This window comes from uncultured Nitrospira sp., assembly GCA_902500695.1.
GTDB lineage: Bacteria > Nitrospirota > Nitrospiria > Nitrospirales > UBA8639 > Nitrospira_E.
Map to the genome: position 1 here is coordinate 1 of CABVRQ010000030.1, position 21,413 is coordinate 21,413.

27 protein-coding genes are annotated in these 21,413 nt (G+C 52.4%); 14 read left to right on the plus strand and 13 right to left on the minus strand.

Going from position 1 to position 21,413, the window contains the following annotated elements; genetic code table 11:
- Positions 1–590 precede the first annotated feature (590 nt).
- The 10 genes from cax to AAH187_RS09460 all read left to right on the plus strand — a co-directional run bounded on the left by cax (position 591) and on the right by AAH187_RS09460 (position 7,960).
- Complete coding sequence (gene cax, locus AAH187_RS09415; protein ID WP_342348197.1) at positions 591–1,655, plus strand: calcium/proton exchanger; 1,065 nt, start codon at positions 591–593, stop codon at positions 1,653–1,655.
- A gap of 12 nt (positions 1,656–1,667) precedes the next feature.
- Positions 1,668–2,390, plus strand: coding sequence for a hypothetical protein (locus tag AAH187_RS09420; RefSeq protein WP_342348198.1), 723 nt, complete (start codon positions 1,668–1,670; stop codon positions 2,388–2,390).
- 222 nt (positions 2,391–2,612) lie between these two features.
- On the plus strand, positions 2,613–2,852 hold the full coding sequence (locus tag AAH187_RS09425; protein ID WP_342348199.1) for a DUF5132 domain-containing protein: 240 nt from the start codon (positions 2,613–2,615) through the stop codon (positions 2,850–2,852).
- A gap of 19 nt (positions 2,853–2,871) precedes the next feature.
- Positions 2,872–3,180, plus strand: coding sequence for a hypothetical protein (locus AAH187_RS09430; RefSeq protein WP_342348200.1), 309 nt, complete (start codon positions 2,872–2,874; stop codon positions 3,178–3,180).
- Positions 3,164–3,556 (plus strand): HMA2 domain-containing protein, encoded by a 393-nt coding sequence (locus tag AAH187_RS09435; RefSeq protein ID WP_342348201.1) that lies wholly within the window; start codon positions 3,164–3,166, stop codon positions 3,554–3,556. The genes AAH187_RS09430 and AAH187_RS09435 overlap by 17 nt, the downstream gene beginning before the upstream one ends.
- Positions 3,557–3,684: 128 nt before the next feature.
- Positions 3,685–6,288 (plus strand): heavy metal translocating P-type ATPase, encoded by a 2,604-nt coding sequence (locus tag AAH187_RS09440; protein WP_342348202.1) that lies wholly within the window; start codon positions 3,685–3,687, stop codon positions 6,286–6,288.
- Positions 6,289–6,392: 104 nt separating this feature from the next.
- Complete coding sequence (locus tag AAH187_RS09445; protein ID WP_342348203.1) at positions 6,393–6,632, plus strand: DUF5132 domain-containing protein; 240 nt, start codon at positions 6,393–6,395, stop codon at positions 6,630–6,632.
- Between the two features lie 63 nt (positions 6,633–6,695).
- Complete coding sequence (locus tag AAH187_RS09450) at positions 6,696–6,911, plus strand: hypothetical protein (protein ID WP_342348204.1); 216 nt, start codon at positions 6,696–6,698, stop codon at positions 6,909–6,911.
- A gap of 138 nt (positions 6,912–7,049) precedes the next feature.
- Entirely contained in the window at positions 7,050–7,400 is a 351-nt protein-coding gene (locus AAH187_RS09455; protein WP_342348205.1) for a hypothetical protein, read from the plus strand.
- 434 nt (positions 7,401–7,834) lie between these two features.
- Positions 7,835–7,960, plus strand: coding sequence for a hypothetical protein (locus tag AAH187_RS09460; protein ID WP_342348206.1), 126 nt, complete (start codon positions 7,835–7,837; stop codon positions 7,958–7,960).
- A 548-nt stretch (positions 7,961–8,508) separates the two neighbouring features.
- Here AAH187_RS09460 and AAH187_RS09465 read toward each other — a convergent pair.
- The 12 genes from AAH187_RS09465 to AAH187_RS09520 form a co-directional block, all read right to left on the minus strand.
- On the minus strand, positions 8,509–8,631 hold the full coding sequence (locus AAH187_RS09465) for a hypothetical protein (RefSeq protein ID WP_342348207.1): 123 nt from the start codon (positions 8,629–8,631) through the stop codon (positions 8,509–8,511).
- A gap of 43 nt (positions 8,632–8,674) precedes the next feature.
- Entirely contained in the window at positions 8,675–9,073 is a 399-nt protein-coding gene (locus AAH187_RS09470; protein WP_342348208.1) for a CrcB family protein, read from the minus strand.
- A 15-nt stretch (positions 9,074–9,088) separates the two neighbouring features.
- Positions 9,089–9,478 carry a CrcB family protein gene (locus AAH187_RS09475; RefSeq protein WP_342348209.1) on the minus strand — a complete coding sequence of 130 codons (390 nt, stop codon included), beginning with the start codon at positions 9,476–9,478 and terminating at the stop codon, positions 9,089–9,091.
- A 44-nt stretch (positions 9,479–9,522) separates the two neighbouring features.
- Complete coding sequence (locus AAH187_RS09480; protein ID WP_342348210.1) at positions 9,523–10,431, minus strand: urease accessory protein UreD; 909 nt, start codon at positions 10,429–10,431, stop codon at positions 9,523–9,525.
- On the minus strand, positions 10,428–11,066 hold the full coding sequence (gene ureG, locus AAH187_RS09485) for an urease accessory protein UreG (protein ID WP_342348211.1): 639 nt from the start codon (positions 11,064–11,066) through the stop codon (positions 10,428–10,430). Before ureG ends, AAH187_RS09480 begins: the two co-directional genes overlap by 4 nt.
- A gap of 18 nt (positions 11,067–11,084) precedes the next feature.
- Positions 11,085–11,774, minus strand: a complete 690-nt coding sequence (locus tag AAH187_RS09490) for an urease accessory protein UreF (protein ID WP_342348212.1) — start codon at positions 11,772–11,774, stop codon at positions 11,085–11,087.
- A 45-nt stretch (positions 11,775–11,819) separates the two neighbouring features.
- Positions 11,820–12,407 carry a hypothetical protein gene (locus AAH187_RS09495; protein WP_342348213.1) on the minus strand — a complete coding sequence of 196 codons (588 nt, stop codon included), beginning with the start codon at positions 12,405–12,407 and terminating at the stop codon, positions 11,820–11,822.
- A gap of 140 nt (positions 12,408–12,547) precedes the next feature.
- A complete protein-coding gene (locus AAH187_RS09500) occupies positions 12,548–14,266 on the minus strand; it encodes an urease subunit alpha (RefSeq protein WP_342348214.1) in 1,719 nt (572 codons plus the stop codon).
- A gap of 29 nt (positions 14,267–14,295) precedes the next feature.
- Positions 14,296–14,781, minus strand: coding sequence for an urease subunit beta (gene ureB / locus AAH187_RS09505; RefSeq protein WP_342348215.1), 486 nt, complete (start codon positions 14,779–14,781; stop codon positions 14,296–14,298).
- Positions 14,782–14,827: 46 nt separating this feature from the next.
- Entirely contained in the window at positions 14,828–15,130 is a 303-nt protein-coding gene (locus AAH187_RS09510; protein ID WP_342348216.1) for an urease subunit gamma, read from the minus strand.
- A gap of 96 nt (positions 15,131–15,226) precedes the next feature.
- Positions 15,227–16,147 carry an urea transporter gene (locus tag AAH187_RS09515; protein WP_342348217.1) on the minus strand — a complete coding sequence of 307 codons (921 nt, stop codon included), beginning with the start codon at positions 16,145–16,147 and terminating at the stop codon, positions 15,227–15,229.
- 14 nt (positions 16,148–16,161) lie between these two features.
- Entirely contained in the window at positions 16,162–17,355 is a 1,194-nt protein-coding gene (locus AAH187_RS09520) for a hypothetical protein (protein ID WP_342348218.1), read from the minus strand.
- Positions 17,356–17,604: 249 nt separating this feature from the next.
- Between AAH187_RS09520 and AAH187_RS09525 the strand changes: the two genes are divergently transcribed.
- From AAH187_RS09525 to AAH187_RS09540, 4 genes are all read left to right on the plus strand, one after another.
- Complete coding sequence (locus AAH187_RS09525; protein WP_342348219.1) at positions 17,605–18,495, plus strand: hypothetical protein; 891 nt, start codon at positions 17,605–17,607, stop codon at positions 18,493–18,495.
- 411 nt (positions 18,496–18,906) lie between these two features.
- Positions 18,907–19,590 (plus strand): hypothetical protein, encoded by a 684-nt coding sequence (locus AAH187_RS09530; protein WP_342348220.1) that lies wholly within the window; start codon positions 18,907–18,909, stop codon positions 19,588–19,590.
- Positions 19,591–19,961: 371 nt separating this feature from the next.
- Positions 19,962–20,429 carry a hypothetical protein gene (locus AAH187_RS09535; protein WP_342348221.1) on the plus strand — a complete coding sequence of 156 codons (468 nt, stop codon included), beginning with the start codon at positions 19,962–19,964 and terminating at the stop codon, positions 20,427–20,429.
- 78 nt (positions 20,430–20,507) lie between these two features.
- Positions 20,508–21,023: a hypothetical protein gene (locus AAH187_RS09540; RefSeq protein WP_342348222.1), complete on the plus strand. Its 516-nt coding sequence runs from the start codon at positions 20,508–20,510 to the stop codon at positions 21,021–21,023.
- Here the strand turns inward: AAH187_RS09540 and AAH187_RS09545 are convergent.
- A partial coding sequence (locus AAH187_RS09545) for a hypothetical protein (RefSeq protein ID WP_342348223.1) occupies positions 21,018–21,413 on the minus strand: 396 nt, incomplete at its 5' end. The genes AAH187_RS09540 and AAH187_RS09545 overlap by 6 nt on opposite strands.

The window sequence follows — 21,413 nt, forward strand, 5'->3', positions numbered from 1 at the left end:
TGATCCCAAAGTAAGAAGCACATTCAGTTGCCAGACACCGTCAGAATCAATTGAGATTTCTACCAACACTGACAGAACTTGTGGCTCATATCTCCGGCAATGGAGGTTGCCCCTATAGTCATTGGCAGGTATTCATCTTATTGCCGTCATACCCGCGGTTTCAGGCTGGTATCCATCTGAAAAAGGCCAAGTGAAGAAAAGTTGTCGGATTATGAGGAGGCAGAGAGATCACGGTTCGCCGGAATGAATTGCGAGAGGCCATCAGCATCTGGGACAAAGCAGCCCAAAAGAGTAGGAGCAACAGATGGCAGAATCAGTGGAGTGTCCACGGAAACAAAGTAAGTCCAGTTATTTCCATTTGAAATGGTTTGGACATTGGCGGCCATGGCTGTTGAGCGGAAGCGCCCTACTCTATTTCGGATTCCTTTTCTCTTTGTGAGTTTGAGGTCCATGACATCCCGCCCTCCCAGAGGTTTCAAGACCGACGCGCGAAGATACTCTTATACAGACAGGTAATGAATAGTGTGGTAGGTATTTAGTACACTGCCGAAATTCCGGGTTCTCCTAACCACTTTAATAAGAGGGCAACGATGGGACTTAATTTACTCCTGGTCTTCATCCCCATTGCAGTAGGACTTGACTGGTATGAAGCCAACCCCATTCTCGTCTTCATCGCCTCGGGCCTCGCCATTGTCCCATTAGCGGGTTTGATGGGGCGATCGACGGAAAGCCTGTCGGTCTATATCGGCGCCACCCTGGGAGGATTACTCGCGGCCACGATGGGAAATGCCCCGGAATTGATTATTTCGATCTTTGCCTTGAAAGCCGGACTTTACGATGTGGTCAAAGCCTCCATCACCGGGTCCATCGTGGGAAACCTGCTGCTCGGGATGGGCCTCGCAATACTCCTCGGCGGTCTTCGCCATAAAGAACAAAAATTCAATGCCACGGCAGCCGGGATGAGTTCGGGACTGTTAACCCTCGCCGGTGTGGGGCTTATGGTGCCCGCTCTGTTTCATTTCACTTCCAAACAGGAAGAGGAACTCAGTACCGAAATCGCCGTTGTGCTCTTCATCGCCTACCTGTTAAGTCTGCTGTTCACCCTGAAAACTCATCAGCATTTATTTCGGACGGAAGCCGCAGAACCGGCCGAAGGGAGCGGGCAGGAAAAATCGGAAGAAGAAGGGGCATGGAGTAAAAACAAGGCCATTGGAATGTTAGCGGCCGTAACAGTGGGCATTGCCTTCATGAGCGAAATATTAACGGGAGCGATTGAACCCGCAGCCGCAGGCATCGGCCTCACGCCCATCTTTGCCGGTGTGATTTTTCTTGCCGTATTCGGGAATGCGGCCGAGCTGATGAATTCGGTGCGGTTCGCCAGAAATAATCAAATGGATCTGGTCATGGGAATTGCCGTCGGGGCGAGTACCCAGGTAGTCATGTTTGTCGCGCCGATGCTGGTATTTGTCAGTTACATTCTCGGTCCCAAACCTTTGGATTTGCTCTTTGTGCCATTTGAAATTGCGGCCATTGTCATCGCGATTCTCGTCAACGGGAACCTCACCAAAGATGGAGAATCCCACTGGATGGAAGGCGTGATGTTGTTGGGAGTCTATGTGATTTTGGGCATTGGATTTTTCTATCTCCCGATGTAGCCAGGCAAACCCATGGCAAGCTTTGACACAGTCCTCTCCGCACACTTTCCGAAGGCGATACCACAAGGTGATTTTGTCAAACGCTCTTATGATCTCTTGCAGGCTGAAGGCTTCCGGGCCGAGAACACCATCGCCTTCGTCAGCCTGTGCCGGGATGAACTGACCTTGCCCCTCGTCGAGGAAGTAAAAAAAACCTGGGGAGAAGCGTTTATTTTTTCAAGTCTGGGCGGCATGCTTTTCTTGGGAAAGACCGGCTTCTTAGCCGCGCAGCACCATGCGCCGAATGAGGATGGGCGTGAACGCCATGTCTATTTTGCCCTGCCGCACATCGGCGTGGATGCACAAGGCGAAATCGGTCGCCACGATCGTCCGGGGCGATTGCAACCGTCCCATGCCTGCGGCGCATTGCACGGCTTTCAAACGGAACTGGCCAATCGGTGCGTCTCGTTGGGAATCGATCTTGATGACATTGAACAAAGCCTGCTGAAACAACACCTCTTTCGCAAACTCACCTACGGTGACATTCCCGATCTGCTGAGCCTCACCAAAATTGCCTATGCGGTGATTCTTGAGGAACTAAAAAGAATGATCCAGTTAACCGTTGACCCCGTCCATAATGACTATGCAGTTCTGACAGGCATCCAAATTCACGGTCCACAAGGCATGGAATACATCTGGCCTGGGGAGACCTATTGGGTTCGGGAGGGAATTCAACATGGCTTTGTCCTAAATTAGTCGGATTCTGCCCCATAAATACCTAGGTACGGTTACACCGGCAGCCAATTCAGAAGGGGGAACCCCGTTTTGGGGCTACCCCCATTTTGTGTGGAATGAATTTTTCATAAAAAATCTACCTATTTCATGATAAATTCCTTGCAAAATTTTTGATGTATATTTATAAGTAAACCGCAAGTGGAGAAGGTGTGAATAACTATTACTTGAAGGAGGGTTTGACAAATGGAAGCTGTAATTGGCGGTGCGGTTGTTGGAGCAGTGGTAGGAGTGGCAGCCCCGTCCCTTCTGTCCGGAATCGGTGGAATATTTCGTCCCTTGATCAAGGAAGTTCTGAAGGGAGGCATTGTCGCCTATGCCGCCGTTTCAGAAATGGTTGCTGAGACCGGTGAACAATTCAATGATATTGTCGCGGAAGCAAAAGCAGAAATTGCCAAGCCAGCGAAAGCCAAATCCTCAAAATGAAGCAGTTATAGGTCAGAACATGTCTCAAACGGATAAAGAAGATCCTGAATCCACGGGCAACTCGCAAGCCGAGAGCGGTCAAGGGGGAATTTCAGGAGCGTTCCGCCCTTTATTCAAAGAGCTCGTGAAAGCCGGCATAGTGGCATTCGACACGGTCTCGGAGAAGACTTCCGTGGTGGCGAAACAATTCAATGACCTCCTGGAAGAGGCACGCTCGGAAGCCCTAAAAACACCATCCCCTGGAAGCGGCCAGGGAGAAACTAGTAAAAAAACCAGGGGGAGCAAACCGGAAAAGCGAAGGACGAAAAAAGATGAAGCAGGAGAGTGACACTCAGATTCTCCATGCCTTGCCTGGTCGGGTACGTCTTAAGCTTCACCGGCTGAAAAACAATATCGTCTATGCGGCTGACATTCAACGCGACCTTCTTGAATTTTCGGGAATTAAACGTGTGGCGGCTAACCCCCAAACGGGTAGCCTCCTCATTGAATACGATCAAAATATTGTAGAAGTCCTAGGCCTCCATCCCTCTGTTTCTTCCTGCTTAGGCTTACCTCTCTCCAATTTAAAAACACCGTCAGCAAAAATTCCCGCTCCGGAAAAAGGTCGCACTCAATCCTCAAAAACAACGCGAACAGACAAGGCAAAAATACCCAAAAAGGCTCCACCAAAGAAGCCTTCAAAGAAAACAAGAGCCAAATCCTAGATCTGACAATTGTGGGTTTACCAACACGGTTGATTCATCCCACGAGATAAAAATCGACTGAAAATTGCGTCCGGGTTTCAATTGGTTTCCCTTTTATTCCCCCATTTCTTCTGCAAAGGATTTATCATATGAGCTCCCCCTCTGCATCCATCGTCCATGCTCTCCCTGGTCGTCTTCGATTAAAGTTGTCCGGGTTTGAGCAAAATATTGACTCTGCAGATGGGATCGATCTCAAACTTTCCAGACTGGAAGGGGTAGAGGAAGTCACGAAAAATTCAGCGACAGGGCACCTCATTCTTCACTATGACCAATCTCAGGCTACCAATCCGAAGTTCTTTCGCATGGTAGCGAAAACCCTTGGAGTCTCACCCAAAGATATCTTCATCGAGAATCCCGACACATCATTTGGGGAAACAGGGCATGACAAGAGTAACGGGAATGGCGTAAAGCCCTCTTCCAAGGGAAAACCTTTCGCATTACCTGCCAGAATGCCCAATATCCTGGCCTCCACTGAAATCATCCACTCGCTTCCGGAGCGAGTGCGTCTTCGTGTCCCTGCCTTGCAGGTTCGTGCCCAGCTTGTCGAAGCCCTGCATATTTTTTTCCAAGACCAGGAGGGTATTCAGGAGGTCAGTGTCAACTCCAGATGCTATAGTGTCACGGTGACATTTGACCCAACCCGGTGGGACGGAGAAAGACTCTGCCAGTTCCTGCGAGGCCTTCGTCATGAAGACATTGAGGCCTACCAGCCCAAACAGGTCACACAAGAACAGGCAAATAATGACATCGATGAGGAATCGGGCCCGGAACTATGGTATTCAAGCACCGGTATTGCCATCGCCCTGTTCGTCCAACCCCTAGCACCTATTGCTGTACCCATCTTCCTCCTGGCCGCTGCCCTGCCTATGCTCAAACGAGCCTACCATTCTGTCGCGGTTGACGGAAAACTGAATGTGGATGTTCTTGATGCCTCGGCGACTGCGCTGATGTCGATACAAGGTGCCTTTCCCCTGGCGACAGGTATGGTCTTTTTAATCAATGTTGCGGACTATATTCGAGACCTGACGGTCTTACAGTCCAAGAAGGCCATTGAAGAAGTCCTGGCCTACCAGAAGACCCGGGCTTGGGTCATTCGAGACGGCCAAACGATTCAGATTCCCGTCAGCGAGATTCAACGAGGAGAAACCGTGGTGGTCTACCCCGGGGAACGGATTTCCATAGATGGGACCGTCCAATCGGGCAAAGCCCTGGTGGATCAGGCCACCTTAACCGGCGAATCCATGCCGGTTGAAAAAAACTCCGGCGACCCGGTCTATGCCGCTACAGTCCTACGTGAAGGGGAACTGTATATTCAGGCAGAGCAAATCGGCGATGAAACCGAGGCCGCCCGAATTGTGCGGTTGGTTGAAGGCGCCCCAGCCAGAGAGACCAAAATTCAAAACTATGCCGTGAAATGGGCCAATGACCTGGTTCCCTATAGCTTTGGCCTTGGCGCGGTTGGAGCCGTGATTGGCGGCGGTATTCCCGGCGCAGCCGCCGTGTTGATTGTGGACTATGGGACGGGAATCAGAATCGCGGCTCCCACGACCGTCCTCTGCTCCATGACCAAAGCGATCCGCCATGGCATTTTGATTAAAGGCGGGCGCCACATGGAAAATCTCGCTGAGGTGGATGCCGTGGTCTTTGATAAAACGGGCACCTTAACCATGGGGCACCCCGACGTGGTGGACATTTATCCACTTGGCTCTTTCACCGCAGATGAGGTTTTGACGTTGGCAGCGGCTGCCGAGAATCGGCTGACACACCCTGTGGCCCAGGCGATTGTCCGTGCTGCGCAGGAACGTGGACTGATTATCCCCGAGCGAACCACCTCGGACTACACCCTGGGATTGGGTGTTGAATCCATAGTGGACGGTCAGATCGTGCTGGTAGGGAATCACCGGTATATGACGGGACAACACATCACCCTTTCGAAAAAGATTAAAACGCAGATTAGCGAAATGGAAGACCGCGCCGTCTCTCCCCTCTGTGTGGCCGTGGATGGGAAACTCGCAGGCCTGTTGTCCTATACCGATCCTATCAGGCCGGAGGCCGCTGAAGTGATTCATGCTCTCAAGGAACGTGGGATTAAGGAAATCGTCATGCTCACAGGGGACCATGAAAAAGTGGCGAAACGCGTTGCCATGGACTTAGGAATTGACCGCTACATTGCCGAAGTCTTCCCTGGCCACAAAGCGGATGTGGTGAAGGACCTTCAGCGACAGGGATACAAGGTGGCGGTCGTAGGAGATGGAATTAACGACTCACCGGCCCTTGCCTTTGCCGATGTCGGAATTGCCGTGGAGGGTGGAACCCAGGTGGCTCAGGATACGGCCCATGTGACCTTATTACATGGCGGTCTGTGGAAAATTCCCGCAGCCATTGATATTAGCCGGGAAGCCATCAGCTTGATCCATCAAAACTGGAAAATAATATCTATCCCGAATACCATTGCGCTGGGATTGGCCTGCATTGGCATTCTCGGTCCCATCGGTGCAACCTTACTCAGTAATGGATCGGCCATCATTGCCACCTTGAATGGCCTTCGACCCATCATGGGAAAGCCCGCCGAACCACCACGGACTATACGAATACTGGAATCACAGATTAAACAAACCGACATGTGGGAAAATGAGCCAACAGACAAACGTCAGCCGGTTTCCGAGGGAGAACTTATAGAGCTTTCCGCGTAACGCAAGGGATTCAGACCTGAGGAGTGTGACCGGTTTTTGTCAGTATTGCCGGGTACAGCCTTCAGAACACAACGCAAATCTATTCAAGAAGGGAGTAAGAAATAATGTTACCAATCATTGGTGGTATAGTCGTTGGAGCGATTGCAGCTGTAGCAGCCCCATCACTTTTTTCGGCAGTCACTTCGGGGGTGCGGACCATGGCCAAGGAAGCCATGAAAGGGGGAATGGCAGCCTATTCATCGGCATCAGAATATGTTTCTGAGTCAGGGGAGCAATTTCAAGATCTTGTCGCTGAGGCCAAATCTGAAGTCAATCAGGCAAAGAACACAAACGTCAAAGGGTAGATTGCTCCATACGGGAATAAGAAAAGACACCTAATAAAGAATTCAAAAAACGAGGAGGATGCCATGGAGACAGGCGTTGCGGGTTTAGTATGGGGTGCAATCGGATTCGTGGCTACGGCTGCGGTGGGGTACTTTTCGCCCTATATCATATCCGGTCTTCAGCAAAGTATTCGTCCTGTCATAAAAGGAATCGTCAAGGGCGGGTTGATTGTGGAAGCCACCTTTTCCGACCTGGTCAGTGAGGCTCAGGCGGAATTAACCCATTCATCGTCGTCGTAATTCTCTTCCATCTCTATAGGTCGGGTTCCACGATTTCCCGGCCTTGAATTCTTCACATGGATTTACACCCCATCATGGTTTCGCTAGAATTCTGTGATGGATTGGGGCTAAGGGGTTTTTTATTATAAGGATGTTTACATGGCGAAACGCGCAACCAGCAGAACAAAAACAGCATCATTAGAGACTGCATCATTGAGTGACTCACTCGCCGGAAGTGGCAAAGAGGCTTTAGGCGGCCTCGAGGGATGCATTACCTCGCTCACCGGTGGGATTTGGGAAATATTTCACGAACATCCCAACGTCGGTGGGATGTTGACTGGAGGTTTGGGCATTGGTGCAGCCATGGCCATTGGTGTCGCTGAGATTGTAGCGGGAGTCGCCGCCGGCTATCTCGGGTACAGAATTTTTGCCTATGGAGAGACGTTTACCGAGGCCATTGAAAAGACCATCGAGTTCAGGGAAGGCAAGCTCTCAAAAGAGGAACTATAGCAATCAATTCGGTTTAAAAACCAAGGAATGTTGGCCATGGCAGTCTGTCTTCACACCATCACAGGAGTCTCTTCCGGGTTGTTCATACCCAAGTTTTCCCTCCTTTCGATCGTCCTACAAAATTCAAAAATGACCTTAGTCCTTTCCACAACATAAAATTTCATTGGCGAAGATACCTTGCTGATGCCTATTCTTCTTCACTGTTCCATAAGGGCATTCGATATTGGGCGGCGATGCCTATAAGAACGTGATAAATAGCATCATGGCAATACTCTGTGGGGTAATCAGAAACAATCAATGGAGTGCCCGATGTGGGTTCGCCAATGAATGGGAAAGAGTGCTATTCTTGGGAAGTAAAAATTGTCCCAATTATTTCCTCATTGAATAGGATTGCGTACGGGAACGATATCACCCCCAAAAAAGGAGAAGTCAACGTGAAAAAGAAACTTTATAACTTCATGGGTTGGGTTTCGTTAATCGTGGGTGCAGTCTTGTTTATCATTCCTGGATTGCCGGGAACACCGATTCTGCTCCTTTCCAAATACTTCTTCTCTATCTAAAGTGGAAGAAAGCAGGATTTTGCCTCTGAAAAGCAAAAGACGGTTCAACCATACGAATTGAAAGGAGGTATGCTATGTCCTTTCTGTCTGAAATTCTCGCGTCATTCTTGGGAGTGCTGGCGGCTTTTTTGGTTTTCGGCGCCTTAGCCGTTTAGGACTTTTAGGTAAATTCCCAAGGATCGGAAAAATCTCGAGCCCCATGCAAAAGCATGGGGCTCTTTTTTTTTGGATTCCAAGAACCTGTTGTGAGTAAAACAGGCTAGAAATGAGGAAGACTCAGTTACTCCTCAAAGAAAAAATTTCATGAGGGGCTAAAAGAGTGTGATGAGTTCAAAGCCCAGGGTTTCCTGATGATTGTCCGATCTATTCCCAACCTGGAAGGTATTGTTATTGGACTTAACATAGCGAAACCCTGGTCTGGGCATCAGGAAATGGATTTGTTGAAATTGCGGAGTGGCAGTGGTTTTCCAGAAGAATTGAGCGACCGGTGGAGCTGACGTGTTGGCTGTGGCACCAATGCAGACCTTCGATTTTAAGGAGTCGACGACTCAGGAACAGGAGCCAAAGCCTCCCGCATCCTCAAACAGTTCGGCTCGCATGCGGACGCTCCATTCCAGAGTAAACTCATAGGTGGCATACCCCGCCACACCGAAAAGATACCAATTTTCCAAACGGCATCATGACTGGGATTTAAATTTTTGAACAAAGAGCCAATCATTCCAGGTTCGATCCTCTCAGTAATGCTCCGAGCCAGAGACCGAGTTGGACCAATGCGAGTCCAGCCATAAGGCTGACGACCAGGTAGGTTATTCCGATCCAAAGCTGATGTTGCTCCAGGACCAGGAGCACCAATGTACCCCAAATGAGAGTGCTGAAGGTGGACATCCCACCCATCATACCCGTGTTAAAGAACAATTGAGCCTTTCTCTCGATTGGACCGTTTTTTCCAGTGAGTGCCGTGACGAGTCCAATAAAAAAAGCCGCGGTCAGATTTGCCACAAGTATGGCCGTAGGGAAATGGTTATGGAAATTCACCCCCGCGAACACCATCGTTTCCCGCATCGCTGCCCCGATGGCTCCTCCCAAAAAAACCAGGATCATTTGGTTAAGCATGGAAGCCGGGATTCCTTATACCATTCCGGACGCAAGGGCTGCCCCAAGCAGGGCGGCGACGAACGCCAGGGCAATGGTCCCGAACAAATATATGAGGGCGAGGGAGGCCTTTTGGGAGTGAATGAGCTTGGTCGTATCAAGGGCCAGGGCGCTGAAGGTCGTATATCCTGCAAGGACTCCCGTCAGGACGAAGGTGTTAAACGGATGTCCGAAGCGTTCCGTCCAGCCAAAGTCCAGAAAGACCGCAAAAAACGCTATAAGAAACGCTCCCGAGGTGTTGAGCAGGAAAGTCGCCAGGGGAAACGTCCCACCGTACCATTTGCCTATGGCCACACCAACCAACCAACGCGCAAGCGAACCGATTCCTCCTCCAAGAGAAGCCAACATGAGGTCCAATCCACGCATGCGTCAAAGCATTCTTTCAGCCGGGAGAGTTCGGAAATACCATTTCAATGCCAGGGAAATTTCGGAGGAACGGCGAAGCCGGTGACCTGGGGCCGCACCAATGACCAGAATTCTCGCACTTTCGCGCGTACGGTGCTCGACTCCTTGCCGATCACCTTGTAGATCAGGCCGGCATCATTGGGCAACCGGCTCACACCCGCAGCCCACCCCTCCTCGCGGTTCCAGGCTGCGGCCACCCGTCCCTGGATCGCCTCCGCATGCTCGCGAGGGGTCAGAAGTATCACGTTGCCAAAGACGGTGGAATCTCCCATGACGCCCAATCGAGACGGTTCCAAGCGGCCCGGCTCAATGAGGAATTTCTCAACGAACAGCTTCGTCCCGTCCGGTCGCTCTGCAGCAACCGTGGAGGAGAACAAGTCAAATTGGAATAGTTCGCCGTCGCCATAAAACTGGCGTCCTCCCATCAGGATCTCGGAGTAAAGCAGAGTGGCTGTTGAGGCAATCCGGATTCTGGTACGGGTATGGAACCGAGAATGTCGAAACGGGATGACCATTTCAGGGAGATATTCTAGATACGCCCCTTCCTCCAATGAAATCTCCTGCGTCTGCCCCGCGTAGTTCGCGTCCATCTCATGAATCTTGGTGGCCGCCTGGGACGTGATGTGTCCGCAGGCATCCGGCCCGGCCGCAAACTCCATCGTGTAGCGATCCCCCTGGAGGATACCCCCGGAGTTGGTGATGATGAACACCACCGGCAGATCGGGCATGCCCTCATCACAGTAAAGGGCCTTCTGCACCAGAAGCGGAGCCCTTCGGTCCGAGAACGCCAGGATCGAGCGATCACGCCGGGCCTCGAAGCGCAGACGCAAGAGCGCATCCTTGCCCAATGCGCCACTTGGTAATTGCTTCGGCTCGTCCTGATACGGAGCGAGTTCCGGGGCAAACACCCTCATACCTTCGGTTCCACGAGATTCAGGTCGAACAAAGCATTTTCCTTGATCAGCTCGACCAACTGGTCGATTCCCTCCCCGGTTTTGCAGTTGGTAAACACAAATGGCCGGTCCCCCCGCATCAGGCGGGAATCATGATCCATGACGTCGAGGCTTGCTCCAACGTACGGAGCCAGATCCGTTTTGTTAATCACCAGGATGTCTGACTTCGTGATCCCCGGTCCATTCTTGCGCGGAATTTTGTCCCCGGCGGCGACGTCAATCACATAGATGAAATAATCGACCAAGGCAGGGCTGAAGGTCAGGGTCAGATTGTCACCACCACTCTCGATCAGGACCACATCGGTTTCGGGGAACCGTGCTTCCATATCCTCGACGGCAGCAATGTTCATGCTCGGATCTTCGCGAACCGCCGTATGCGGGCACGATCCGGTTTCGACACCCAGGATACGATCCTCTAACAGGATACCTTTCAATGTGCGTTGGACGTGCTTGGCATCTTCGGTGGTCACAATGTCATTGGTGATAATCAGAATCCGCCCTCCCATGTCCATCAGTTTCGGCGTGATCGCCTCGACAATGGCCGTTTTGCCGGATCCGACAGGGCCACCGATTCCTATGCGTGTGATTTTCTTCATGCTGGTTCTCCTTACCCATCAATTCATAAACATGCGTACCTTCGCCTGCACATGCGAGGATGCCAGAATATCGATCACCGGCGCGAAGGTTGCCATGTCCTCAAGCGAGCTGGCGGCAATTCGTTGGTAGGCAGCCTCTGCATCGGAATTAATCTCGAATAGCACAGCCTGGGCATCCAGGTAATGCAGCTTCATGAGGCGCAGCGATGCAGCAAGCATCATACTGGCCAGACCATACTGGTGCACCGCGAAGGCGTCCTGCTCCGAAAGCCCAAGCGAGGCAAAAACCAGCCCCTGGCCAATCGGGTAACACCCTGGCGTCTCATGCGCCGTAATCCGGCACAGCCACGCACTGGCAATAGTAGGCCCCACTACGCGATCAGCCATCTCCGCCAGCTTGCGGCCCATGCGCACGCTCATCGTTCGTATCTCCTCGTTCAGCTTGCGATTGAAGACCGCATGGTCCGCCTCGTCGATCCGGCCATTGTCGCCCGCACGGGCTGCGCGGAAGGCGGCAAGCACCGCGATGCCGTCCGAAGTCGCGGCCTGCTCGACGGCAACCCGCACAAACTGTCGAAGCGACGCGAGGTCGTGCACCACCCCAAGTTCGACTGCTGACTCCAATCCGTTTGAGAACGTAAATGACCCGACCGGCAGCACCGAATCGCCGAACTGTAGGACACGCATCAGCTCGGGGATGGTCAGCATGATCGTTTTCCTAAAGAATGGTCGCGTGTGGACGTCGTTCGTCGTCTAGGTGTGCGGATGGGAGTGATCGTCATGGTGATTCAGGGCAGGCGAGTGCTCATGCACATGAGAGTGAGGCGTTGAATTGGCTCCCCCGAACAGCCGCCGGGACTCGTGTGGAGCGAGGTAGGGAATGACCGAGGCACCCGGCGAAAATTCGTAGGTGATCTCCTCGAACGCGTGGGTTTTCATCACTGAAGCCATGACTTGGCGATCTACGGTCAGGGGCACGTAGACCGTCGTTCCCTTAACCACCGCCGGCCAATGTTGATTGCCCAGCGCATGTCCGAGTTCGAGGCAAATGTGCGCGAGGAAATCCTGCGTCTTCGAGAGCAACCCGTCCAGCCGGATCACCATCACATCCTGGAGTTGAATGCGGGCAATGATTGCCTCACGTGTGCGGTCATCCCAGAATAGAATGTCTCCATCGTGCAAGTGAGTATTCCGCTCCAGCGACACAGCCAGCTCGACTCCTTCGTCCGATTTCAGGCGGAACCGGGTTTTCTGCGCCTGCCATTGGTCCAGGTTCATCACGTCAACATGCGCGCCATCGAGTTTGGCCTTCCAGTCCGCATCGTTAACATTGCCTAGCACCGATTCAACCATAATCATTGTTTTTTCCCCAATCGCTCATCCTTGTTCTCGGGCCTATGAACCTTCTTGAAAATTCCTGGAGCCCGGAAACCAGTCAGACGAAACCGACTGGTGCCGGACGCAGGAATCATTGATACCAATCAACTGAAGAAGTACAACTGGTTGAGGGAGATTGTTTTCGGCGGCGTAACGGTGGCATGTACGCCGTCAACCATCACGGCAAAGGTCTGCGGGTTCACCTCGATCTTTGGCAAATAATCGTTGCGGACCATGTGTTTCTTGGTCAGGACCCTGGTCTGTCTGACCGGCTCGACCATACGGCCCAACCCGTACTTCTCCTTGACGTTTCTGTCGTGAGCAACCTGGGACACAAACGTCATGCAGGTACTCTGCAGCGTCGAGCCCATGGCCCCGAACATGGGGCGGTACATCATTGGCTGCGGTGTCGGCAGCGAGGCGTTCGGATCCCCCATGTTGGCCCACACCACAAAACCACCCTTGAGCACCAACTTGGGCTTCGCGCCGAAGAATGCCGGTTCCCAGAGAACCAGATCGGCCAGCTTGCCGGGTTCGACCGATCCCAACTGGTGGAAGATCCCCGCAGCGATGCAAGGAGCCGCCGTCACCTTTGACAAATAGCGCAACACCCGGAAGTTGTCGTTGCCCGGGGCGTCCTCGGGAAGCTTGCCGCGTGCCTGTTTCATGGCGTCGGCCGTTTGGAACGCCCGCAGGAAATTCTCTCCAATGCGGCCCATGGCCTGCGAGTCGCTGCCGATCATCGAGATTGCCCCCATGTCGTGCAGCACGCTCTCGGCCACGATCGTCTCGGCACGCACCCGGCTCTCGGCAAAGGCCACGTCCGAGGGAATCTTTGGATTCAAATTATGGCAAACCATGATCATGTCGAAGAGTTCTGCCACCGAGTTCACACCGCAGGGCAACGTCGGATTGGTCGAGCTCGGCAGCACGTTCGGCTGGCCGACGACCTTCAAGAGGTCAGGCGCATGGCCGCCTCCGGCCCCCTCAGAGTGGTACGTGTGGATCGTTCGCCCGTCGAAGGCTGCGATTGAGTCCTCGACAAATCCCCCCTCATTGAGCGTGTCCGTATGCACGGCCACGCTGACGTCGTATTCCTCGGCCACCGACAGAGCAGACCGGATGGCGGCAGGTGTCGTGCCGTAGTCTTCATGAATTTTGAAACCAGTGGCTCCGGCTTCTAACTGCTCAACCAGCGGTGCCTTGCCGGTACAATTGCCCTTGCCATAGAAGCCCACGTTCACCGGCAATCCCTCAACTGAGCGGAGCATCATCTCCATATTCCACGGACCATTGGTCGTCGTCACGCCATTAGTCCCGTCAGTGGGGCCAATACCGCCGCCCCAGAGAGTGGTGATGCCATTCGAGAGCCCGTGCCAAATCTGTTGCGGGCAAATAAAATGGATGTGCGTGTCCATACCGGCTGCGGTCAGGATGAGATGCTCTCCGGTGATCGCGTCCGTCGAGGTGCCGGTGGTCAGTCCCGGAGTGACCCCGTCCATGGTCGAAGGATTGCCGGCCTTCCCGACGCCGACGATCCGCCCGTTACGGACACCGACGTCCGCCTTAATCACGCCCAAAATCGGATCCAGGATGGTCACGTTGGTGATGACGAGGTCGAGACAGCCGGCAGCCTGGGTTATTTGATTGTCAGACCCCATTCCATCACGGAGAGTCTTCCCGCCGCCGGTGACCAACTCATCGCCATAGACACGCAGATCTTTTTCGATCTCGACATAGAGATCCGTATTGCCCAATCGAATTTTGTCGCCGACAGTTGGCCCATACAGGTCGGCATATTGTTTGCGTGATATCTTAGACATCGCAGAGACTCCTTTTTTGTCGGTGTTGGTCAGGATTTGGTTGACTTGAATCCACGTTCCTTGATCCGCCGCATGGCCTCGTCATAGTTGGGACGGTAGTCGGGTGTTGGCCCGTCGCCCGTCCAGCCATCCACCAGGTTGTTGAAGCCGACGCAGAATTGTTTGCCGCCCATGGGGACCAGAGTCACCTCCTTCTCGTCGCCAGGCTCAAACCGGATGGCGGTCGTTGACGGAATATCCAGCCGCAGACCAAATGCCTGCCCCCGATCAAACTGCAGGTACCGATTGGATTCGAAAAAGTGAAAATGGGAGCCGACCTGGATGGGCCGGTCGCCGGTGTTCCGTACTCTCAGAGTCGTCGTGGGCCGGCCGACGTTGATTTCAATATCCCCTTTAGCCAGAATCAGGCCTCCAACCGGAGCAGTATCCGTATCTTCGGATTGAGGGCCGGCATGCTTGTGCCGCATCCACTTCCCGACTCCAGGTTTTGGGGTATCCTTTTTTGACTGAGCCATGTTCGTCCTCCTCTTTGTCTCAGAATGCATTCAGAATAAATGGGGATTACTTGATCGGATCATGAACCGTAATCAGTCTGGTGCCGTCGGTGAACACGGCCTCAAGTTGAACGAAAGGGATCATCTCGGCTACTCCCTCCATAACGTCATCACGTGTCAGTACGCCCGCAGCCTCCGTCATCACCTCCTCGACCGTCTTCCCCTCGCGGGCCCCTTCGAGAGCCGTCGAGCAGATGAGCGCCATCGACTCCGGATGATTCAGCTTCAGGCCTTTGGTCTTCCGCCGTTGGGCAATATCGCCAAGTTGGTAAATCAAGAGTTTTTCCGTCTCACGAGGTGTTAGATGCATGACATGCTCTCCTCTTCAATAGTGAACGTGTGATGTAGATATCCGGCGCCCGCAGCCCACGAAACGATCCTCGCGAACCCCTTGTGCCTGTCGACCTTAACTCAACTTCTCCACCGGCTCCCGCAGGAACAACGCATCGATCTGACCCACGGCGATAATAATCCAGGACGCGACCACAAAGGGGGCAGTCAACGCGGGGATTCCCAGCCAGGAAGGAAAGAACTCCGTCAGAGGGACAGATATCATGGCGGCCAGTATCGCAATCAGGAGAGACTTCCCCCACAGGTACACCGCGATCGGCGCCAGAACGGCATTGTACCCATAGATGCCCAGGTGGACTGCCGATGTCGGATCATTGTGATACAGCGCCACGAGCGTTCCCACAATCGATCCTAATAGCCCAAGCACCGCGTGGCGCCATGTGCAGAGCCCAATTCCCGCAAGAAACAGGATTCCGGTCACCACTGTCGCACCGAACATTACCTCAGCAGCACCCGCCAAGACCTCCGCCACGAAACCAGACGGCGTGTGCGCCGGGGGGGCCGGCATTACGTCGATCGCAGTTCCGGCCATCGTATGCGCGACGATCAGGATCAGCCAGGTCGCAAGAATAAAAGGCGCAGTGTAGGTGGGGAACTTCAGATATCGGCGCATCAGGTAGGTGAGGAAGATCGACGCCACGCACCCCACCACAAGCAGGACCCAGGTCAGGGGCTCGGGTTTCAAGTAGAAGACTGTGGCGATGCCCACCAGGACCGGATTGAAGCCATGCAGTCCTTCCTCAATCTCCTTGCTGTCGAATCGCGCCAGGGTCGCGACCACCGGACCGAGGAACGCCCCGATCAGCGCGCCTACTGCCATCAGCGGCGACGCGACCGCGATCCCGATCAGGAATAAGATCCCCGTTCCCGCATGGCCCTGAAACATCACTTGACCAATCCCGCGAAGGACGATCCGCAAGAAATTTCCTGAATCCCATAACGTCTGCCGGTCATTCATGATGGACTCCGTTGCCATGTCAGACCCCCGCATCACAGTTGGAGCTGAAGACCCAGCCCCACTGCACTGACCGCATCCCCATTGACGCCTGGCGTATAGGCCCGGCCTTTGGTTAAAAAATCGCCATATTGATAAAACAGCGAAATCCTCGCATTATGCCCATCGATCACGTAGTTTAATCCCCCCTCAACCAGATATCGGGAGGAACTATTATTAGGATTGGTATCCACATAGCGCACGTAAGGCTGAAATTGCCCGATCCCGACTTTTTGGGGAAAAAGATATAATCCGGTGGCCATCCAGGAAACGCCGGAAAACAGACAGAAGCAATTAGGGTCTGCGAGCGCCTGCGCGCTCAGGTTGGGATTAAAATATTTGAGTTCCCCCTCCAAGGTCAGCACGCCCTTGTTGGGCAACACCTTTTCGAACAACAGATCTCCATTCATTCCATAAAAGGTCGAGGGAGAGGCCTGTGTGCCGGCGCCATCGTTCTGATATTGGAGCACATAGGCTGCGGTCAAAATATCGCCGCCCTTTCCGTAATACGTGCTGCTGGTGTAATAACCGGGATTTTTTTCGACATTGAGAAAGTTGTAACTGATACGACCGGCATAGAGGAGATTGTCCGCCTGATTCGACGCGCCGCCATGCCCACCAAAGATCCCCACGACATACGTCAATCTTCTATCCGGAGTTAACGCTCCCCAAATGTTCACCCCGTCGTCGCGGCCGAATCGTCCGCCCTGCCCGATGGAACCGGAGAAATCAGAGGTGTAAAACGGCGTTTCAACAAAATCAAATGTACTTTGAAAAAAGGGGCCGGAGAGTTCTCCCCGGTGCTGGGGAACTAACTGGCGCCCTGCCCAGATATTAAAGTACGGGTTGAATTCAAACTTGCCGATGGCGTCGAGGACAATCATACTTCCGCCCTGGGTATTATCGGAGGAGACGCAATTATTACATTCGGTGTTGAATTCAACCTTGATATATTGATGGATCTGCCCATTCACATACAGACGAAGATTGTCCAATTGGAAGTTATTACTCCAATTAGATCCGTTGGCTGCCGCATTCTCCTGCGTGAGAAAACTTGTTTTCAGCCCGAGGCCCACGCTGATCCACTTCGTGTCGTCAATTTCAATCTTCCCTGCTCCGTGCACAACCGGCGCATTCGCCACAATCACGATAAACATGACGCCAATGGCGCACGACATAAACGTCCGCATGTCATCGACCTCCAAGTACAAGCTCAAAAAATATGATTCATTTCGGATTAATTCAGCTCTGTTTCATGCGAGGCCCACACTATGTGAGAAGCTAAAAAAATTGTCAACCATTTAATTGAACAGCCCAAGCTTCTGTTCTCCGGCGTATCAATATAGGTGGAGAACCCTGATGATTCTGTCCCTGTGGCTCATGGTATACTCGCGGGGGAATCGACTTTAAGCCGATGATGAGATGATCAAGAGGGAACCGTGAGAGTCAGCGCTGTGGATCTGAGTCGCATAACCTTGGCAGGCGTTGTAGCCTGTACATTCCTTCTTAGTTGTACCGGATCAGGGATACGCACTCCCCTTCACCAGAACGAGACCAGCCGCGTCTATTTGGAGTGGGTCCCACAAGAATCTTTTCGCGCCTCCCATCCAGCCAATCTCCCTCCGACTGTGATCCATGCAGCGTTACGCGGGTTGCGCGTGCAAAAGCGACAAACCGGCCTCGGCGAACTTTTACATGTGCAACAAAAGCCCAAGAGAATGTTCTCCGATGAAGACGTGGAGTTCCTGACTCCGCACATTCTCTCCGCCCTTTCACTCGCAACCCCGGAAGAACAGATAGTCTTTCAACGGATCTATCCTTGGGAATACGGTTCAAGGATGACGGCCGGGACTCTTTCTCTCCGCGAAGACCTGCTCTTTCTGACCATCACCCACTACACACAGAAACACGAGGGAATAAATTTGGTGTATGTGGATGACCGTCAGGCCCCAGATCCGACCGGCCTTGGTGGTCAGACCGTGCTTTTCGTCCCCAAGGAAACCCTTCGGCCAGACAAGTCCCCGCAGGAGCCGGGCCATCCCGACGAGGTCACCCTGGCGATCAATTATCCGCTTCTCGAATCGATGCAAAAGGCCCGTGAGGAGTCAGCCCCCTCCCCGATCAGGCAAACAGAAACGCCTTCAATCACGGGCAACCGCGAGGACGTCGTTTCACCAATAACACAGAAAGGTCTTCCCGACACCGGCGAAACATCATCGACAAACCCCGCCCTCCGCGCCCTGGAAAAACAGGTCCACAAACAGGAGCAAGAACTGAAGGAATTGAAGAACGAGCTCCAGGAGATTCAACGCAGTCGGGACCCGCAATGACAACCGCGTGAAGTAGGTGACCATCCGCGCAAGAGTCCACCGCTAAGATTCTGTGATCAGGACGGCGGTTTCTCTCCATTCTGCATCAGGTCGTTAACAATATAAGTATTTCAGAGTTTGCATTTTCCCTTTAAATTAAAACTTGTGCGTTATCGACGCCAAGAAGTCACACATTCTGAGATTTTTCATGGGGCATTAGATTATGATGAGCCGAACGGAGGGACAATTTCATAGAAACCGTTGGGTGGCATCGTGATAGGGGGAATGTGGTAATCGGTCAGCCTCCGATTGAAGACTCCACCACAGACATTGGAGAACTCACTAGGGTCATTCCTCACATCGTTCGTATTGGTTGGTGAGAACAATCGGGAGTGCCGTTCCGGACACATAACATTCGAAGCAGATTCTCACATGGATCATCTACTCATCACTTCCTTGTTGCTAGGCTTAACGTTGGGCATTACACATGCCCTCGATCCGGACCACCTCATTGCCATGGGAACGTTGGCTGCAGAATCACGGGATATCCGTCGTTCGGCTTTATTAGGAGCGATCTGGGGAGTCGGGCACACCTGTTCGTTAGCCCTCGTCGGCTTTCTGGTGTTGAGTCTCAAGTGGACGATTCCCGTACAAATGGCAGCCAACATGGAAGTCATGGTCGGAGCCATGATTGTGGCATTGGGAGTGCACCTCCTGTGGAGGACCCTCCAGCCATGGACGTTTCACCATCATGAGCATCATCATGAGGAAATGACCCATTCACATGTGCATGTTCATGGTCAGGATCATGCGAGCCATTACCATCATTTGCGCAGTTCTCATGCCAAAGTTATGTTAGTGGGATTTGTCCATGGAGTGGCGGGCAGTGCCGCGTTGACACTTGCAGTACTGACGACCATGCCATCCATGGAAATGGGCATGATCTATATTCTCTTATTCGGCATGGGCTCGATTGGGGGAATGCTCCTGATGAGTGGGCTGATCAGTCTTCCGTTTGTCTTTGTTTCTCAATCGTGGCATCACCACCTGAAAGTGAGTGCCGGTTTCATGGCAATCGTATTCGGTGCGTATTTCATGTGGCTTCCTCTTTCCTAAGCCACTTACTCTTTATTCATTGTAGATGCCCTACACCTGATTGTCTGAGGAAGACGGATAACTGGTATTCGTTTTATCCATACATTGCTAGCCACGTATTTTACGAAATCCCATAGTCGAAAAAACTTCCAAAGGAATATCGATTGTGGGAATCCTACATTGCGAGGGCAGAAGGGTTTATGTTGAAATGGCGCCTGACTCCGAAGATTACCTGCGGAAAATGACATCGAGGATGACGACTTAACCCTCAGTGTGCCATGTGCTCTCTGCCAACCCCCTTATCAGAAGAACAAACCAGCTTTCCAGAATTTCATTATTTTCCCAACCCACTTGGATTACAAAGAAAGGCATAGGCTATGAGCATGTCACGCATGACCAACGTGTTCGCATTGGTGCTGACCTTAACCATGGGAATCATAGGAACCTCGTTGGCCGCAAATGAGGAAATGCACCCCCTGCCATTCGTCATCACTGATATCGAAGGCCATATTGCGGAATTAACCATCAACATTGAGAAGATTTCGGATCGAATGAGGTTTTTGCGTGAGGCTCCGGATTCCAAGGATCCTCTCATTCAAGAAGTCCGGAATCTTGACCTGAGAGGGTGGGAACTGCATCAAGAACAATGGAAGGTGCAACTCGACGGATTGCGATTCACGGAGGGACTCTTGCGGAAGGTCCAGGACCATCCCGAGGAAAAACCTGAAGCCTTACAAGCCTGGCTTGGCCGACTTAAAGAATTTAAAGAGACGATGAACGATTATCGAGAACAGCGGGCCGGGATCGAAGTGTTGCGCATAGAAACGGAAGTTAAACTGATTGAACAATATTTGCGATAAGGCAAGGAGCCAACAATGGATTGCGTTAAACGACCGACCTTATTACTTCTCATATGCTTGACGGGGATATGGTTCATCATGACCGGGTGCACCTCAGTCGATACCATTCGATTTACCAGCCAAGATTTTCCGCCCAAAAAATCGGTCCTAGATGTGGAAGTGATGGCTCTAGAACCAAAATGTGCCCATATCGCCATTGCCCAATTGAGTGTCGTGGATTCAGCCGTGAGTTATGAAGATGAGGAAGGCGCCATTCTCAAAAAAGCCGCTGATTTGGGGGCCGACGCCGTCGTGCTCTATCATGGGACAAAACGAACCGTTGCTACTCCCGCCTACGGAGGCTATGCCTACAACTACAGCTACCCGGGATGGGGGTATGGTTCTTACGGTATGGGTGGATACGGTGGATACGGTATGGGATACACGGTGGGTGGATTCGGGTATTCTCCCTACGGCATGGGAACACCCATGATGTATGACACAACCGTGAGATCCCTCTCAGGCATTGCCATCCGCTATAAGGATGGCCGCAGTTGCGTAACTGGCGGGCCGGAATCCCGACAGATCCACACATCCCTTCCCCTCCAGTCATAAATATGCAATGAAATCTCTAAAGGCCAACTTTAGCATCTTACTCCCCTCCCTTAAACTGACCGATGCATCTGGCCTACAATGAGAACCAAAGGGCTTTAAATTGGGAAGGAAAGAATTCATAGAGAAAGGAAACCCTTCTTTTTCCTCTGTAAAGGAATAACCACCAACGGCTCCAGGACATTTCTGAAACCCACCGAGCATATTGATCGATATGGAGCTTGAACGAGAATATTCTGCCTGGGCATTCTTTGTTGGAGTAACCTTAGGAACAATTGCCGGATGAACGAGGAATTGGAAAGAACAGATCGTTGTCGACCCTAAATTCTTTGAGGAAAACCTGTCATTAAAGGGACGCGCTTGCTTATAGAATTTATGATTGAGCCCATGGCA

Coding starts and splice junctions, on each gene's coding strand:
- AAH187_RS09470 (WP_342348208.1), bottom strand. CDS start 9,073: ATGCTTAACCAAATGATCCTGGTTTTTTTGGGAGGAGCCATCGGGGCA.
- AAH187_RS09440 (WP_342348202.1), top strand. CDS start 3,685: ATGAGCTCCCCCTCTGCATCCATCGTCCATGCTCTCCCTGGTCGTCTT.
- AAH187_RS09450 (WP_342348204.1), top strand. CDS start 6,696: ATGGAGACAGGCGTTGCGGGTTTAGTATGGGGTGCAATCGGATTCGTG.
- cax (WP_342348197.1), top strand. CDS start 591: ATGGGACTTAATTTACTCCTGGTCTTCATCCCCATTGCAGTAGGACTT.
- AAH187_RS09430 (WP_342348200.1), top strand. CDS start 2,872: ATGTCTCAAACGGATAAAGAAGATCCTGAATCCACGGGCAACTCGCAA.
- AAH187_RS09515 (WP_342348217.1), bottom strand. CDS start 16,147: ATGGCAACGGAGTCCATCATGAATGACCGGCAGACGTTATGGGATTCA.
- AAH187_RS09425 (WP_342348199.1), top strand. CDS start 2,613: ATGGAAGCTGTAATTGGCGGTGCGGTTGTTGGAGCAGTGGTAGGAGTG.
- AAH187_RS09510 (WP_342348216.1), bottom strand. CDS start 15,130: ATGCATCTAACACCTCGTGAGACGGAAAAACTCTTGATTTACCAACTT.
- AAH187_RS09480 (WP_342348210.1), bottom strand. CDS start 10,431: ATGAGGGTGTTTGCCCCGGAACTCGCTCCGTATCAGGACGAGCCGAAG.
- ureB (WP_342348215.1), bottom strand. CDS start 14,781: ATGGCTCAGTCAAAAAAGGATACCCCAAAACCTGGAGTCGGGAAGTGG.
- AAH187_RS09520 (WP_342348218.1), bottom strand. CDS start 17,355: ATGCGGACGTTTATGTCGTGCGCCATTGGCGTCATGTTTATCGTGATT.
- AAH187_RS09540 (WP_342348222.1), top strand. CDS start 20,508: ATGACCGGGTGCACCTCAGTCGATACCATTCGATTTACCAGCCAAGAT.
- AAH187_RS09500 (WP_342348214.1), bottom strand. CDS start 14,266: ATGTCTAAGATATCACGCAAACAATATGCCGACCTGTATGGGCCAACT.
- AAH187_RS09420 (WP_342348198.1), top strand. CDS start 1,668: ATGGCAAGCTTTGACACAGTCCTCTCCGCACACTTTCCGAAGGCGATA.
- AAH187_RS09455 (WP_342348205.1), top strand. CDS start 7,050: ATGGCGAAACGCGCAACCAGCAGAACAAAAACAGCATCATTAGAGACT.
- AAH187_RS09475 (WP_342348209.1), bottom strand. CDS start 9,478: ATGCGTGGATTGGACCTCATGTTGGCTTCTCTTGGAGGAGGAATCGGT.
- AAH187_RS09535 (WP_342348221.1), top strand. CDS start 19,962: ATGACCAACGTGTTCGCATTGGTGCTGACCTTAACCATGGGAATCATA.
- AAH187_RS09445 (WP_342348203.1), top strand. CDS start 6,393: ATGTTACCAATCATTGGTGGTATAGTCGTTGGAGCGATTGCAGCTGTA.
- AAH187_RS09530 (WP_342348220.1), top strand. CDS start 18,907: ATGGATCATCTACTCATCACTTCCTTGTTGCTAGGCTTAACGTTGGGC.
- AAH187_RS09490 (WP_342348212.1), bottom strand. CDS start 11,774: ATGCTGACCATCCCCGAGCTGATGCGTGTCCTACAGTTCGGCGATTCG.
- ureG (WP_342348211.1), bottom strand. CDS start 11,066: ATGAAGAAAATCACACGCATAGGAATCGGTGGCCCTGTCGGATCCGGC.
- AAH187_RS09435 (WP_342348201.1), top strand. CDS start 3,164: ATGAAGCAGGAGAGTGACACTCAGATTCTCCATGCCTTGCCTGGTCGG.